The 17354-nt window shown below is 57.8% G+C and carries 6 protein-coding genes; 4 read left to right on the top strand and 2 right to left on the bottom strand.

The features are described 5' to 3' along the window. Positions 1-12: 12 nt before the first annotated feature. Both ACPPVR_RS27780 and ACPPVR_RS27775 read right to left on the bottom strand, forming a co-directional pair. The gene (locus ACPPVR_RS27780) at positions 13-924 is read right to left on the bottom strand and encodes a cupin-like domain-containing protein (RefSeq protein WP_426609745.1); all 912 of its coding nucleotides are present in this window, start codon (positions 922-924) and stop codon (positions 13-15) included. A 60-nt stretch (positions 925-984) separates the two neighbouring features. Beyond that, complete coding sequence (locus tag ACPPVR_RS27775; protein WP_426609744.1) at positions 985-1908, bottom strand: cupin-like domain-containing protein; 924 nt, start codon at positions 1906-1908, stop codon at positions 985-987. A 242-nt stretch (positions 1909-2150) separates the two neighbouring features. On the opposite strand from ACPPVR_RS27775, the gene ACPPVR_RS27770 reads away from it, so the two are divergent. The 4 genes from ACPPVR_RS27770 to ACPPVR_RS27755 all read left to right on the top strand — a co-directional run bounded on the left by ACPPVR_RS27770 (position 2151) and on the right by ACPPVR_RS27755 (position 17334). Then, complete coding sequence (locus tag ACPPVR_RS27770) at positions 2151-3098, top strand: methyltransferase, TIGR04325 family (RefSeq protein WP_426609743.1); 948 nt, start codon at positions 2151-2153, stop codon at positions 3096-3098. A 368-nt stretch (positions 3099-3466) separates the two neighbouring features. Then, positions 3467-5377, top strand: coding sequence for a non-ribosomal peptide synthetase (locus ACPPVR_RS27765; protein WP_426609742.1), 1911 nt, complete (start codon positions 3467-3469; stop codon positions 5375-5377). Next, on the top strand, positions 5374-13434 hold the full coding sequence (locus ACPPVR_RS27760; protein ID WP_426609741.1) for an amino acid adenylation domain-containing protein: 8061 nt from the start codon (positions 5374-5376) through the stop codon (positions 13432-13434). Before ACPPVR_RS27765 ends, ACPPVR_RS27760 begins: the two co-directional genes overlap by 4 nt. Next, positions 13435-17334, top strand: a complete 3900-nt coding sequence (locus ACPPVR_RS27755; RefSeq protein ID WP_426609740.1) for a condensation domain-containing protein — start codon at positions 13435-13437, stop codon at positions 17332-17334. The last annotated feature ends 20 nt before the right edge of the window (positions 17335-17354 follow it).

Genomic DNA, 17354 nt, shown 5'->3' with positions numbered 1-17354 from the left:
GCCGGCATCTCGCTATTTGCCTATCGTCGCAGACTTCACGTACGACAGTGTTTTGCGGCACGGAATCCACACATTCATCGCCTCGGCCTTCAAGGCGTCGATGCTGGGATGTCGGCCGGGAGGCTGCGGCTGCGCACCGGCCATTCGCAGGTAATGGTTGAAACCGCGAATACGGTTGGTCTTACGTGCCGTCAGTGTCTCGAAGAAAAATGAATACGAGACCGAGATGTCGCCCTGCGTTTCCACCCAGTGGGGCGCATTCTGCGGCTGGTGCAACCCGGTTCCTGCTGACAGCCGAAATACATGCTCTTGCTTCGGATCACGCTTGGTGAGCTCGACCTGGGCGATGTCGACCATGCCTCGGAAGTAAAACTGCTCCAGTTCGGGCTCGGTTAGAGTGGTGGGCGAATAGAGATGATATGTCTTTTCGCCCATGATCTGGCAGAAAAACACGGCAGAAGGATCGAAATGAAATGGAGTAAGCGTTGCGGCAGATGTTATGAAAATCGCCGACTCCAGCCGCAAGACCTGATCTTTTCTGAGCTCCGGTGACCGATCAAGGATCTGCTCGATCAAGCCGTCGCGCAGCTTGCGAAAGCGCGGGTCGTGATTCTCGGGCCGTTTCAGCAGGATTCTGATCGAGTGCTTATTCAGGCCGCGGAATGCGTCGGACAAACTCAAATTGACCGGCTTCACGGCCCGGAATCTCTCATCGGGCGCGATCGCGCTTGACGCCAGGAAAAAATCGCTCTCGTGACCAGGGCCGTATTGTTTATATGCAAGGCTCGCAAGTGACCCGAGCTCAAACATGTCGAGCTGGCTTAGGTTATGATCGAAACCAAACGGCTCGCGATTGAACGATCGCTCGACAGAATTGGGAGGGAGCTCGAGCCTTCCGATGTCCGGACTATCAGTCAAGGCCATTTGTGTATTCCTGTATCAACAGACGCACTCGTGCACTCGGCTCGATGCCGTGTCGATGGCTCATGAAAACTTGTGGTGAGCGTATCTGGCCCTTTCGGCGGCGACGGGCTGTCCGGCCAACCGGCGCGCTGCACGCAAGGTAGCCCGCACGGGGGTCGCGCCCATGTAAACCAGTTGGTCCAGCAGTTGCGAGTTGCCCACGCCTGGCAAGGCGATACCGCGGTCAGCGAGATGGCCTCGAGCATAATGCAGCATGCTTTGGCGGCGAGTGCTGTCTGTGTAATAAGTGAAGCTCATGGTGATCGAAGGTTCGTCCCCGACTTCCACGAGATGCGGCGCCGTCGACGGCATATATGCGCCGTCCCCAGGGCCAACCTCGAAGCGATGGGCGCGCTTGCGGAACTCTTCCTTCCAGATGATCAGATCCCGGTCGTGGCGCGCATGGAAGAGATCTCGCGCCTTCTGGCTGACAACGACCTCGTCATCCGGCTCCCAAACATAAATGGTCTTGCGGCCCTGGATTTGCAGGATGAAATTGTGTTCCTTGTCGATATGGAACGGCGTGACGGTGTTGGGAGACGTGACGAAGATCCAGCCGCCACGATAGCTCATGTTCGGATCTTTGGCCTCGACCAACGGCCGGACGCTGTCCAGCACTTGGTCGACGAGCTGGCGATATGTGGCATCGGTCTGCACGTTGAGGAGCGACAGCCAGGCCTTTGCCTCCCGAATGCGCTTGAGAGTGTCTGCCGCCGAGGAGCTATTTGGATGTATCGCCGGCGCCTGATTGAACGGCGTGTCTGCGGTCGCGCTACTGGCGTGTGTACGGACTCGTCCTCGTTCCTCCAGGCGTTTGCTCAGCTCGATCAATTGATCTGGCTGAAGCAAGTGGTGATCGGAGAGACGGTGCCGAACAGCGGTCACTTTCCACGGTTGAAAGTTTTTCCAATCGAGTTCGATCAGCGGAGCTGAAATCTGTGACATTGCGCGACATCCTTTGATCTCGCTTGCTCAGGCAAGAATTCAATTAGTTGATTAACCTTGAAAAATACTAAAGATAATAATGCCCATCTGCGGTGCTTGTCGCAAGAGGCTTCAAGGGTCAGAAATGTCGAAATGGTGAATGCAGCGGCTATGGCATCCTAGCTGGCTGGCGGGTAAGGTACGTCCGCGATATCGCGTTTTTAATAATGAAGTTTATTTCGTTCGCTAAGAAGTGGACTCCCGTGCTTTTTCTCGGCCGATCAGAGAGTTTCCAGTCCGGAACCTCTCCTGAGGTCGGCCGTTCGGGTGGGGACTTCGTGAAATTAGGCCACTGGCGAAATGCGATCCGGTCGATGCGGGTCGCGCAAATACGGGGTTTTGCCCGTCTCCTCATCCTGTTTGGCAGGTCGCGACGGGGCGCCGGGCTAATCATGCGCGCGCGCCGCAGCCGCGTAATCAGACCGGTGTTGGAGCGGTTGCTCGCCTTTCATGGCACGTTTCCAAGCATCGAGGCAGCGAGTGCATGTGCGGTGCGCTACGTCCCGGAATCCCATGACCATCCGAAACAGATGAGCCTCCACTCTGAGTTCGCGCAAGTGACGCGGGAAAGCGACTATCCCGTGCTCTTCTTTTTGGCGCCCATCGCATCCGAATTGCGGTCGGTCTTCGATCTCGGCGGAAGCGTCGGCAATCTCTTCTTTCAGCTTGACCGCCATCTGCATTTATCAAGTGACCTCGTTTGGACCGTTCACGATCTCCCGTTCAAGCGCAACGCGATGGTCGAATTCGCGAGGAGTAGGGACGAGGGACGCCTCAGATTCTCGGATGAGTTTTCCTCTGCTTCGGGGGTGGATCTATTCATTGTGGCCGGCGCCATCCATTTTTTCGAACCCACGCTGGGTACCCTGCTCGCTCGCCTCGATCGGTTTCCGAAGCACGTCATTATTAACCGAAGCCCGTTTTCGAACCTGGACGATATCGTTGCCGTTCACGACGGTAAACTTTGGGTAAATCCGTGCAAGCTTCACGGCATCGACAAGTTTTGCTCGGCAATGAGAGGGCTGGGCTATGAGCTCGTCGCAAGCTGGCCCGTTCACGAACGCAGAACGCGGGTTCCGCTTTTCCCTGATTGCGATGGGACCTACCGAGGATTTTATTTCCGATTGACCGAAGATCCTGAGCGCGCCTAGGCGGGGCACGCAAGGCGGCTCTCCGGGGGCCGACCAAGTCAGCAGGACAGAAACCATAAAGCAGTTGAACCTGCGTCGAGCGTCAAATTACTAAAGCGATTGGGTGCTCGCTTATCGTCGGGGGACGATGAGGCGCGGCGTCGGCCGGGCGACCAATTAACCAGGTGTTGCGAGTGTTTGATCGGTCGAATTAAATAGGCTGACATCAGGCTAAAATGCTTATAATGTTGCGTCATTCTTGGTCGATTTTTGGGTAGATTCCGATTGCTGCCTCGCGCATTGCCAACACTGCCCGCTCAGTAAAAAGGGCCCGACTTGTGTCTTTGGATTCAGTTGATTCGCAGGTTCAGGATCGATCTGGGAATTCTGTGTCTGCCCTCGTAGAGCAGGTTCGCGTATGGAACGGGCCTCGCATTGATTATCCACGTGATCACACGGTTGCCCAGCTGTTCGAAGAGATGGTCGAACTATCTCCGAGCTCGATCGCGCTGGAGTTCGGAAGCGAGCAACTCACATACGCCGATCTGAATTCTCGTGCCAACCAATTGGCTCATCGGCTGCGCGCGGCGGGCGTTGGTCCGGAAACGTTGGTCGGGTGCTGCATAGATCGCTCAGTTGAACTGATCGTCGCGCTTGTCGCGGTGTTGAAGGCCGGCGGCGCATACGTTCCTTTCGATCCCGACTATCCGAAAGAGCGTATCAATTTCCTGCTACAAGACACTCGAGCAACGGTCATGGTCACCCGGCCATCGTTCGCCTCGACTGTTCTGGCAGATTTTAGCGGAACGCGTCTGGTTTTGGACAGCTCGGGGCTGTCAGGCACTGCCATCGAGAATCCTGGCCGGTTGGGCGGCCCCGACAGCCTGGCTTACGTGATGTACACCTCGGGTTCGACGGGCCGTCCCAAAGGGGTGATGGTCGAAAATCGGTCCATCGTCCGTCTGGTTCGGAATACGAATTTTTGTGACTTCGGGCCGGACGAAACCTTCTTGCACTTCGCACCCATCTCGTTCGATGCCTCGACGCTGGAGATTTGGGGAGCGCTGCTCAATGGCGGACGTTTGGTGGTTATGCCGCCTGCGCCGACTTCGTTGAAAGATCTGATACGTGTGGTTCAAGAACACAGGGTCACGACCTTGTGGCTTACAGCGGGACTGTTCAATCTCGTTATCGAAGAGGAGCTCGAGGGCCTCCGCTCGCTTCGGCAGCTTCTCGCGGGCGGCGACGTATTGTCCCCTCCGCTCGTCCGGCGGGCGCTCGAGAAGCTTCCGAGTTGTCGGGTGATCAACGGGTACGGACCGACCGAGAATACGACGTTCACATGCTGCTACGCGATGCGCGCCGGAGAACCAGTCCCGGAGCCGGTGCCGATCGGTCGCCCGATCTCAAACACTCAAGTGTACATCCTCGACGAGGAACTTCGCCCTGTGCCGCCAGGCGCGGTGGGAGAGCTGTTTGCAGCGGGTGATGGTCTGGCGCGTGGCTATCTCAATGCGGCCGAAACAACTGGTCAGAAGTTCGTTCCGAACCCGTTCGCCGAGGGAGCGGATGACGCCCGCATGTACCGGACGGGCGACCTTGCGCGCTGGCGGCCCGACGGGATCGTCGAATTTCTCGGACGGGCGGACGGGCAGATGAAGATCCACGGCCACCGTATCGAGCCTGGCGAAATCGAATCTGTCCTGAATGAGCATGACCGGGTTGCCCAGAGCTGCGTCGTAGCGCTTGCCGGCGCGCACGGCTCCAAACGTCTGGCCGCATACTACATTTCTCGCGATCATGCATTGATTGATCGCGATTTGCGGAAGTTCCTCGCAGCCAGGCTGCCGGAATTCATGATTCCGGCTCTTTTCATTCGGCTGGAGGCTCTTCCGTTGACGCCCAACGGAAAGGTCGATCGATCCGCACTGGTTGAGCTCGGTGTTCCGGATTGGGCGGTCGCTGCGACCGACGGCGCGACCACAGATCTGGAGAAGATCATCTTCAATATCTGGCGCCAGAGCTTGGGTATCGATCGGTTCGGAGTCCTCAATAATTTCTTCGATATCGGCGGCGATTCGCTTCTGCTGGTGAGTGTTCATGCCAGCCTCGAGAAGGCGTTGCAGACCACGATCCCGATTACGGCCTTGTTTGAGTTCACCACGATCAAATCTCTTGCCGAGCATCTGGGCGGGCAGGTGCCCTCGGGCCAATCCGTCATCGACGCGCAGGAGCGCGCGCGACGACAGCGGGCGGCTTTCGCCCGGCAACGTGAGCGTCGAACCGGCAGTGTGTTATGAGCGATCGGGAAGTTGAGTCTGAAGCCCTTGAGGGAGTTGCGATAATCGGCATGGCGGGCCGGTTCCCCGGCGCTCGCAACGTTGCTGAATTCTGGCGCAATCAGCTGGAAGGCATCGAATCGATTTCGAAATTTCGCGTCGACGAGCTCGAAATCGCAAATCGTGAGAAGATCGCAAGCGATCCGCATTATGTAAAGGCACGCTCGATCATTGACGATGTGGACATGTTCGATGCGGAGTTCTTCGGCATCTATCCACGCGAAGCTGAAGTGATGGATCCGCAGCAGAGGCTGTTTCTCGAGTGCTGCTGGCAAACCTTGGAAGACGCCGGCTACGTTCCGGATACATACCCAGGCCAGGTAGCTGTATATGCCGGCTCCAGCGTCTGGTCGTATTTCCTGACGCGGCTTTGCACGACGCCCGACTTCATTGAAAAGTTTAGCTCGGGCTACCAAGTCTCGAACTACACCGAGATGATGGGAAACAGCATCGATTTTCTATCAACGCGGGTTTCCTATAAGCTGAATTTGCGTGGTCCGAGTTTCACCATGCAGTCAGCATGTTCGACATCCTTGCTTGCTGTCACTCAGGCCTGTCAGTCGTTGCTGACCTACCAGACCGATATGGCATTGGCTGGCGGAGTCTCGATTACGCTTCCGCAGAAACGAGGCTATTTCTATCAGGAGGGCGGCATGGTGTCGCCCGATGGTCACTGCCGGGCTTTCGACGCCGATGCGCAAGGAACCGTTTTCGGGGGCGGACTAGGTGTTGTTTTGCTCAAGCGTCTCGACGATGCAGTTCGCGATGGCGACCAGATTCATGCGGTCATTCGTGGCTTCGCCGTCAACAATGACGGCTCGGCCAAGGTTGGATACACGGCGCCGAGCGTGGAAGGACAGGCGAGCGCGATTGCGATGGCACATGAGGCCGCCGGCGTTGCACCGGACACCATCGGCTATATCGAGGCCCATGGCACCGCTACGCCGCTGGGCGACCCGATTGAGCTAGCAGGACTAACGCAGGCCTTCCGGGTGCATACGGATCGCAAGCAATTCTGTACGATAGGAACGGCCAAGACCAATGTCGGGCATCTGGATGTCGCTGCTGGCATAACCGGCCTGATCAATGCAACGAACATCGTGCGGGACGGCGTGTTCCCGCCAACGCTTCATTTCAAGAATCCGAATCCGAAGTTCGATTTCGCGAGCAGCCCGTTCCGGGTCAATGTGGAGAGGTCGGAATGGAGAGCCGAAGGGCCACGCCGTGCTGGCATAAGCTCGTTTGGAGTGGGCGGAACTAACGCGCATGTGATCATTGAGCAGGCGCCCGCCACTTCTTCCGCGGAATCTTCCCGGATCAATCATCTTCTTCCCCTGTCAGCGCGCTCGCCTGCGGCGCTTGATCAGGCCGTCAGAAATCTTGCCGCTCATCTGCAGTCTCATCCGCACCTCAATCTGGCCGATGTCGCGTGGACGCTTCAGGTTGGCCGCAAAGAGTTCGATTATCGTCGGACGTTCGTCGCCGGATCTACCGCGGAAGCCGCCGATCTCCTTTCAAAGGATTCGCGGCCGCAAACACGTGCGAAACCGAATACCGGTCCGGATATCTATTTTTTGTTTCCGGGGCAGGGATCGCAGTATCCGAACATGGCTCGCGAAATATACGAGGCGGAGCATGTGTTCCGCGAGGCGGTCGATCGCTGTGCGGCGATCCTGCGACCGCACCTCGGTGTCGACATTCGGACGTTGCTCTATCCGGCGGCGGATGCCGGAGATGAGGCGAGGCGGTCTGTTACAGAAACCGTCTATGCGCAACCGGCCATCTTCACCATCGAGTATGCGCTGGCGCAGCTGTGGATGGGGGCGGGTATTCGTCCAAAGGCCATGGCGGGACATAGCGTCGGGGAGTTCGTTGCTGCCTGCCTCGCGGGCGTGATCTCGCTAGAGGATTCCCTTGCACTCATCGCCCTGCGTGGCCGAATGATGCAGCAAATTCCTGCGGGCGGCATGTTGTCGATCCGTCTGACGGAAGCCGAAGCCCGCGAACGCTTGCGAGAGCCACTATCGCTGGCGGCACTCAATTCGCCGTCCTTGTGCGTCGTCGCCGGAGCATTGGAGCCACTTACGGAATTCGAAAAAGAGCTGAACGAGGCGGGTATCGCGTGCCGCCGCCTGGTTACCTCACACGCATTCCACTCGTCGATGATGGACCCGCTGATCGAGCCGCTTACCAGCGGGTTCTCGAAAGTGAAGTTGAATGCGCCCAAAATTCCCTATGTATCCGGTGTGACCGGCACCTGGATTTGCGCCGAGGATGCCTGCGATCCGGAATACTGGGCGAGGCATGCGCGTGAGCCGGTTCGGTTCTCTGAGACCGTCCAAGAGCTCCTCAAGAATCCCGACGCGGTGCTGCTGGAAGTTGGGCCGGGCAATGTGTTGGCGACACTCTCGCGCCAGCATGCCGGACTTTCCTCTAATCGGCTCATCGTCTCATCGTTGCCCGATGGTTTCTCGGGCGAAGGCGATTCCAAGGCGCTGATGTCCGCCTTTGGAGCGCTTTGGCTTGCGGGCGCGCAGCCTGATTGGCCGTCGCTGTACAAGGCGGATCGTCGCCAGCGCGTTTCGCTGCCGACCTATCCATTTGAACGCAAGCGCTACTGGCTGGAAACTCTGCCAGGGCGGACGCAGGCAATCATTGCGCCTCCGCGCGCAACAGCAACGACACCCGAAATCCTCGGAGTCGAGTTCAATCAGGGAAACGAGCCCGTGAATATCGCCGTCGCATCACTTCCGACTTCGGCCACAGGTCGTACGACAAGGATCGAAGCAGCTCTGGTTGACATGTTCGCTGATCTGTCAGGCACCGATCTGTCTATGGCTGACCATTCGAACTCATTTCTCGAACTCGGCTTCGATTCGCTGTTTCTGACCCAGGCAGCGCAGGCGATGCAAGAGAAGTTCGGTGTGAAGGTCTCCTTCAGGCAACTCCTCAATGAGGTTGGGTGCCTGCGAGACCTCACCGAATATGTTGCGAGCAATTTGCCACCCGACGCTTTTGCCGAGCCTGTTGCGGCGAGCGCGCCGCAAGCGCGTGAAACTTTGATCCAGACAACAAGTCCGATTGCGACGACGACCGAACCACTCGAGCCTAGCGCGTTCGGCTGGGCGGGGGGCACGTCCGATAGCTCGATAGAGCGGGTTATGCGTGATCAGCTTCAGGCGATGAATTTGCTGATCGCCAAGCAGCTGGAAACGCTCAGTGCCGTTCGGCCGCGGGACTCCGTTGCAGCGACACCAATTGCACCGGTGGCCGCAGGCGCGCCGCAAGTCGTGCAAGCGCATCCTGCGCCCGTCAAGGACATCTCGAAAGGGGCCGTTACCGAGGCCCAGCCGGCCGCGGGCAAGTCGTTCGGTCCCTACAAGCCGCCACAGACGAGCATCTCCCAGGATTTGACCGGCGAGCAGCGCGAGCACCTCATCGCCCTGATTGATCGCGTTACCCGGCGTACTGCGAAGTCCAAGACCTTCACCCAGGCGCACCGTAAGGCACTAGCCGATCCCCGTGTCGTTTCGGGCTTTCGCCAGCAGTGGAAGGAAATGGTCTACTCGATTGTCACTGACCGCTCCGAGGGGGCACGGATATGGGATATCGACGGCAACGAGTACATCGATCTGGTGAATGGCTTCGGGCAGATCATGCTCGGCCACCGGCCGGAATTTGTCACCAAGGCCATTGAGGAGCAGCTTCAGAAGGGCTTCGAGATCGGTCCACAGACCCCGCTCGCTGGTGAGGTCGCAGAGATGTTCTGCGAGATGACCGGTAACGAGCGCATGGCGTTCTGCAATACTGGTTCTGAGGCCGTGCTCGCTGCCATGCGTGCCTCTCGGACCGTGACAGGGCGCAACAAAATAGTCATGTTCTCTGGCGACTACCACGGCATGTTCGACGAAGTTCTTGCGAGAGGATTCATCAACAAGGCTGGGGAGCCGCAATCCGTGCCGATTGCGCCTGGCATTCCGCGGGAGAGCGTATCGAACGTGGTCGTGCTGGACTATGGCACGCCGCAGTCGCTGGAGTGGATCCGCAAGAATGCGGGCGACCTTGCCGCCGTCATGGTGGAACCGGTTCAAAGCCGGCATCCCTCGTTTCAGCCGGTCGAGTTTCTAAGAGAACTCCGTAAAATTACCGAAGACTCCGGCGCGGCGCTCATCTTCGACGAGGTCGTTACCGGCTTCCGAGTTCACCAGGGCGGCTGTCAGGCCCTGTTTGGCATCCGAGCGGATCTGGCAACATATGGAAAGGTGCTTGCGGGCGGCATGCCCGCCGGTGTTCTGGCCGGCAAGGCGCGCTTCATGGACGCACTTGACGGAGGCTCGTGGCAGTTTGGAGATGATTCGTTCCCGGAGGTCGGTGTGACCTTTTTTGCCGGAACGTTCGTTCGTCACCCGCTGGTGATGGCGGCGATGAAGGCCGTGCTCCAAAATCTCAGAGAGCAGGGGCCGGTCCTGCAGACGCGGCTCAACGAGCGGACGGAGGACTTGGTCCGTACCCTCAATGAGATTGCCCGTCAGGAAGGTGTTCCGACCCGCATCGAAAAATTCGGGAGCCTCTTCTACTTCAGCTTCCCTGTAGCAGAGCGGTTCGCGAGCCTGTTCTATTTCTATCTGCGCGACAGAGGCATTCACATTCGAGAAGGCTTCCCGTGCTTCCTAACGACCTCGCACAGCGACGCCGACCTGGAGAAGATCGCGCAAGCTTTCAGGGAGAGCGCGATCGAGATGCGGCAAGCGGGCTTCTTTGAACAATCACAAATGGGGGACGTGGCGCCGTTTGTCTCCGTTGCGGAACTGCAAGCCGGCGAAGCCCCGCTCACGGAGCCGCAGCTTGAAATTTGGCTGTCCGATCAACTCGGCGAAGAAGCATCTTGCTGCTTCAACGAGTCCATCTCTCTGCACTTGCGCGGGAGTCTAGACGTATCCTCACTCAAGCAGGCGCTTGATCGCATCGTGTCACGCCATCAAGCGCTGCGTGCGACCTTTGACAGCGATCATCATCGGCAGATGTTCGTCGCGCAGCTGAAGCTCGATATGCCGACCGTAGACCTAACGGAGTCTCAGGCCGCGGAAAGAGAGTCGCGGCTTGCTCAGATCGTCAAAGACGATGCTTGCACACCGTTCGCGGTGAGCAAGGGACCGATGGTCCGCGGACAGTTGGTCAAAATGTCAGCAGATCATCATGTCCTCATCTTCACTGCCCATCACATCGTTTGCGATGGTTGGTCGATCAATGTTTTGGTCGACGAATTGTCGCGGGCTTATAGTGCAATCAGCCGGGGCGCTGCATGGAATCCGCCGGCGGCCTTGGCGTTTGCGGACTATGCGAATTCGCAGGCCAGGTTCGTTGATAGCGACGAAGGACGCAAGGTTGAGCAGTATTGGCTTGAACAATACAGTCAGCCGGTATCGGTGCTGAACCTTCCCACCGATCGCCCGCGGCCGTCCGTCAGGGAGTTTGACGGAGCAACGTATCGGACCAGAATTGGCCCAGAGTTCCATGACCGGCTCAAGAAGTTCGGCGCAAGCCACAAGTGCACGCTGTTCGTCACGTTGCTGACCGGCCTACAGGTCCTGCTCGCGCGTCTGGGCGGCCAATCTGACATCGTCGTTGGTGTGCCGACGGCGGGACAGTCGGCGGTGGAGGACGCCGTTCTGGTGGGACATTGCGTCAATTTCATCCCTCTGCGCGGCCGTTTGACCGAAAATCCGACCGCTGCCCAGTTTCTTTCCCAGATGAAGCAGACGGTCCTCGCCGGGTACGATAACCAGAATTACACCTATGGAAGGCTGGTGCGTAAGCTTGCTCTTCAGCGCGATCCAAGCAGGCTGCCGCTGACCGAAATCCAGTTCAATCTGGAAAGACTGGGTGGTTCGGCTGCCTTCGATGGGCTGCGGGCAGAGATCGATCCAAACCCGAAGAGCTACGTTAACTTCGACATCTTCCTGAACATTGTCGAATCGAAGAACGGTCTTACGCTAGATTGCGACTACAACACCGGTCTTTTCGATGAAGCTACGATCGCGCGCTGGCTCGATCATTACAAGGTGCTTCTGGAAGGGATGGTTGTGGATGCCGCGCGCCCGGTCTCGATGCTGCCTTTGCTGTCGCTCGTGGACAAGCGGCAGATTTTGGAGGGGTGGAGTGAGACTCGTGTCGAACGGCGGGACGATCTGACCGTTCATGCGTTATTTGAGGCGCAGGCAACGCGGACGCCGAACTCGGTCGCGGCGATTTTCGGATCGACCCAGCTCACTTATGCCGAGCTCGACAGCCGCGCGAACCAGCTGGCCAACTATCTCCGTAAGCTTGGCGTGAAGCCCGGCATCCTGGTCGGCGTGTTCGTCGAGCGCAGCATCGAAATGCTTATTGGATTGTTGGGAACCCTAAAGGCCGGTGGCGCCTATGTGCCGATCGATCCGACATTCCCTCCTGAGCGCGTTCGCTATGTTCTGGAGGATGCGGGAGCGCCAGTTGTGCTGGCGCAGACAGCTTTGGCCAAGGCATGGCAGTTCGGCAACGCGCAGATAGTTCATCTCGACGGCGATTGGGCAGCAATTGCCCGTGCGGATGATACACGGCCGAACGGCCTCGCCGGTGGAGAGGATCTTGCCTACGTGATCTACACGTCGGGATCGACCGGTCGGCCTAAGGGCGTTGAGATTCCGCATCGCGCGGTGGTCAACCTGTTGCAGTCTATGTTGGTTCAGCCCGGCTTGGCCGAAACCGACGTGCTGGCCGCCGTCACTACGCTGTCGTTTGATATCTCAGGACTTGAGCTGTTTCTTCCGCTCTGCGTTGGGGCCCGCGTGGCTATCGTCAGCCGTGAAACGGCTCAGTTCGGGGTGAAACTGCTCGAATACCTGAAGGAGATCAGTGCGACCGTCGTGCAGGCTACACCGGTAACGTGGCAGCAATTGTTGGATGCCGGCTGGAACGGCGGCGAGCCTGCGCTGAAGGTGTTGTGCGGCGGCGAGGCCTTCCCGCGCGAGCTTGCCGACGAACTCGTGAAGCGTGCCAGGTCGGTGTGGAATATGTACGGGCCGACCGAAACAACGATCTGGTCCGCCGCCTTGGATGTGAAATCGGGTGATGGCCCGGTGCCGGTCGGTCGCCCGATCGCCAATACGAAGTTCTATGTGTTGGATCAGGGACTTCAGCTCGTTCCAATCGGTGTGCCGGGTGAACTCTACATCTCCGGCCAAGGTCTTGCGCGCGGATATCACAGACGGCCGGACTTGACTGCGGATCGGTTTGTTCACAACCCCTTCGAGCCGGGCGCAAAGATGTACCGTACCGGGGACCTTGTTCGTCTTCGCCAGGATGGCACGCTCGAATTTCTCGGCCGACTCGATAATCAGATCAAGCTGCGGGGCTTCCGCATCGAGCTTGGCGAGATCGAAAGCGTGCTGAACAGCTATCCTGGTGTCACCCAGGCGGTGGTATCCGTCCGTGAGGATGTGGCGGGAGAGAAGCGTCTGATCGGTTACGTTTCGGCTGCCAAGGACGCTGCTCTCGAAGCCCCGGCACTGCGCGACCATCTTCTGAAGAGCCTACCGGCCTACATGGCGCCGGCAGCATATGTGACGCTCCAAGCGTTTCCGTTGACGCCAAATGGAAAGGTGGATCGAGCTGCGCTCCCGGCTCCGGATTGGTCGATGCAGCAGGCGCGCATGGCTTATCTAGAGCCGCGCAGTCCGGACGAAGATACCATGACCAAGATCTGGGCGGAGGTCCTGCGGTTGGAGCGTGTCGGCATCAACGACGATCTTTTCGAGCTGGGTGCGGATTCTCTTCATGTCTTCCAGATCACGGCGCGCGCGAACAAGGCCGGCATTACCGTGACGCCGCGGCAGGTATTGCAGCTTCGCAATATTTCCGCAATCTTCAACCACCTGGCCAATCAGTTGCAGGGTCAGACGCAATCGAACGGTCAATCGATTAAACCCGTCCCACGGCACAAATTTCGATTGGCGCCACAGGTGGTCCGGCAGGCGAACTAGATGGCGAAAATCATCAAACTTCCCAATGTGAGTCGGGAGGTTGGCGACCGGCGAGAGATCGGGACCAATCATTGTAGTCTGATGTTCCCACTCTCGGCGGCGCAGGAACGGATATGGCGGGCCGACCGGCAAAGGCCCGGGGATCCTGCTCACAACTGCGCGTTCAGGTGGCGCTTGGACGGTCCGTTGAATGCGGCCGCCGTCCAGAGGGCCTTCAACGAAATCGTGGCTCGCCACGAAATTCTTCGTGCAACGTTCTCGCAAATGGGTGTCAATCCCGCTCAGATCGTTGCGCCTTCGATTGAGCTTAAAGTAGCTCAGGATGACCTCTGTGGCGTTTCGGACGGAGAGCGCGATGACCTGTTGGAGCGCCTTTGCCGGGATGAGGCGACGCGGGGCTTTGACATCGGCACTGGGCCGCTTATTCGTGTCAGATTGATCCAGACCGACGAGCGGCGACACTATCTGCTGCTTACGATGCATCTTTTGATCGCGGACGGTTGGTCGATCAAGGTCATCATGGCAGAATTCCGCGCTCTCTATGGCGCGCTGGCCTGCGGACTTCCCCAGCGATTGCCGGATCTCGCGATCCAATACCCGGATTATGCTGTCTGGCAGTGTGAGCAGCGTTCGCGGAAGGAGCTTGAGGATCAACTGACGCATTGGCGGTCCAAGCTCACCGGTTACCGTCGATTAGAGGTGCCGGCCGATCTGACGCCACCGAGCGAGCTCACGCGGAAAAGCGACATTGTTGCTCTCGAGCTGGCGCGTACGCTGACCGATTCACTCAACGCGCTGGGTAATCGGCTGGGCGGTACCATGTTTACGACCGTGTTTGCCGCTTGCAAGGCATTGCTTTGTCGTTACACGGGTGAGACCGATATTGCGGTCGGTTCTGAGCTCGCCGGACGCAACCGGACCGAGCTTGAGTCCTTGGTTGGTCTTTTTATAAACCATGTAGTCTTCCGAACGGACATTTCCGGAAATCCGCGCTTTGAGGAGCTGGCGGAACGCGTTCGAGATACCACTTTTGAAATTTTTGCCAATCAGGACATCGCCTTCGAGGACGTGCTCAAATCCTTACGGGCCGAAGACGTTGACTGCCCTGAGCCGTTCGTTCACGTCAACTTCAATTGCTATCGAGCGTTTGGGGAGGGGACAGACCCGCTTCTAGCGCCACCAAACGTTCGCCTGACTCCGGTTCCTTCGATCGCCCAAGGCGCGTTGTATCGGTTGAACTTCTTCATGGTCGAACGCGAAAGCGGATGGCGGCTATCGATCGAATTTAACACGGACTACTACAGCCGGCCGTTCGTCTTACAAATGTTGGAGAACTTCCAAGCTTTGCTGCAGCAGATCGTCCTTAATTCGCAGCAAAGGCTATCAGAGATTAATCTATCGGATGTCCCTGCACTGGTAATGGACTCTCCCGAAGACGTAATGGACCGCGAAACGTCGGAAGACGAGCTGTACGTGATGCCCGCGAGCGTCGTTCAGGAGCGCTTCTGGCTTCTTGGAAAACTCGACCCGACGTCTCCAAAGTTTCACATGCGGGCGACGGTTCGCGTGACTGGGGCGTTGTCGCCGGCTTTGCTGGAGAAAAGCTTTCAGAGTTTGATCGATCGCCACGAGATATTGCGGACCAATTTTGCCGAGCAGGACGGACGCCTTGTTCAGATTATCGCCCCAACTAGCCCATTCTCGTTGTCCGTCGCTTCGCTCCCGAATCTTGCTGAAGCGGATCGTGATGAAAAGCTCCAGGAGCTGTTGTTCGCAGAGGCGAGGCAGCCATTTGACCTCGAAGGAAGCTCTCTGCTTCGAGCGAGCCTGTTTTGCCTTCAGCCGGACGATTTTGTTCTTCTGATCACCACTCATCACATCGTTGCAGATGGTTGGTCGCAGCGCATCATCCAGGATGAGTTGTGGGCAGCCTACGAGGCGCTTGCGAAGAGCCGCGCCCCGGCGCTGGTTCCTCTGCCGATCCAGTTCGCTGACTTCGCGGCTTGGCAAAAGGATTGGTTAAGCTCGCCAGCGGCCGATGCCCAGCTCGACCACTGGCAGAAGCAACTCCAGGGGCCGATCAAGGCGGTCGACTTTCCGACCGACCGGCCTGCGGCTATGAGAATGACCTCCAATGGAGCCATCGAGTCGCTTGTTCTGCCAGGAGAACTGGCAGAGCGCCTGAAGAAGCTGAGCAGGTCCGAAGGCGTGACGATGTTCACTGTCTCGCTAGCCTGCTTTGCCATCCTAATCTACCGTTGCTCCAACCAGCCGGAGATGTTGATTGGCTCGCCGGTGGCAAATCGTCGAGTGGAGACTGAACCGCTCATTGGTCCCTTCTCCGGTCCGATACCTTTCCGATTTGATCTGTCCGGAAATCCGACGCTGAGCGACTTTCTCGCACAGGTCTCCCGAATATCGCTAGAGGCCTTTGAACGCGCGGATCTACCGTTCGAGGCGTTGCTCGAACATCTTCGGGTACATTCGGTCAATGGACGCTCGGTCTTCTTCCAATTCTATTTCATGTATCAGACGGCGTTCCTGCAGGCTCGATCGTTGCCGGGGCTGACAGTAGCTCCCATGCCGACTTTCAGTGTAGGCACGCCGTTTGAACTGCAACTTTCTATAATCGAGCGACCCAACGAGCTGCGCGTCAATTTCGAGTATGACGCGGACTTGTTCGACAAGAGGTCCATCCAAGCGTTGCTCGGCTACTATGACACGATACTCCGTGCAATGGCTTCGGCTGCCGATCGGACTGTAGCGGATATTGAGCTTCCCGGTATCTGGAAGGGCTTCAGAGCTCCGTCGCACTCGGCGGGGGAGACGCCTGTCCAATACGTTCGGCCGCGAACGGACGATGAAATCAAGCTTGCGCAATTGTGGGGGGATATTCTCGAGGTGCACGAGATCGGCGTGCACGACAACTTCTTCGAACTTGGTGGTCACTCATTGCTTGCTGCGCAACTCGTCGCGCGACTTAAGGCGGAATTCGGCGTCACCATCGACCTCTCACTCTTGATCGTTGCTCCGACCGTCGAGCTGCTGGCGATGAGGCTTCGCCAATCGACGCAACAAAATCGCCGGCATATCGTCGTTGTCAGGGAAGGCGGCAACAGGATTCCGCTCTTTTGCATTCATGGAGCGGGGGGGCATCTGCTTGACTATCGGGATATGATTGACGCTTTGCCGATCGACGTTCCCGTTTACGGACTGCGCGCGGCGGAGGTTGATGATCCGGTACCCGAATCTGTCGAGACGGTGGCCGCGCAGTATGTTCGTGAGCTTCGGGACGTCCAGGCAAAAGGCCCTTATCAAATTTGTGGCCTATCGTTCGGCGGTCTTGTGGCGTTCGAGATGTCGAGACAACTTGTGGAAAATGGCGAACAGGTAGGGCTAGTCGCGCTGTTCGATACCGGGAATTGGGCCTACTATCGCAATCTGCCTGCTGAAAAAGCCGCGCAATTTCGTCGGGTCTATACGATCGACCGGCTCAAGAAATACGGACGAAATCTGCTCCAATGGCGGTTTCATGAAGTCCGGTCAGACGCCAGACTATTCGTGAAGAGCAGATGGAACGCCGCCGCCTGGAAGGTCAGTCAAAGGATTTGCCGCATCTTCAATCTGAGCGTACCACGATTTGCGCGCAGTAATCTCGTGATGTTTTCGGCGATCGGGCAAGAATTTCTACCAAAGGCTTATCCGGGGAGGTTACTGCTATTTCGCGCTGACGGTCGAACTGCGGAATATGGCGATGACGTTACGTTGGGCTGGGCTGAGATCGCGCTTGACGGAGTGACAGTCCATCAGGTTCCCGGAAGCCATTTGTCGATTATGAGAAAGCCACAGGTCGATCATTTGGTACGGCAATTGATTCCTTATTTGGCCAAAGCAAGTTGAGCAGGTTTTGCCATATTTCT

The organism is Bradyrhizobium sp. McL0616, assembly GCF_049993385.1.
GTDB lineage: Bacteria > Pseudomonadota > Alphaproteobacteria > Rhizobiales > Xanthobacteraceae > Bradyrhizobium.
Note: the sequence above shows the minus strand (reverse complement) of the source record. Positions and strands in the feature narration are given on the sequence as shown.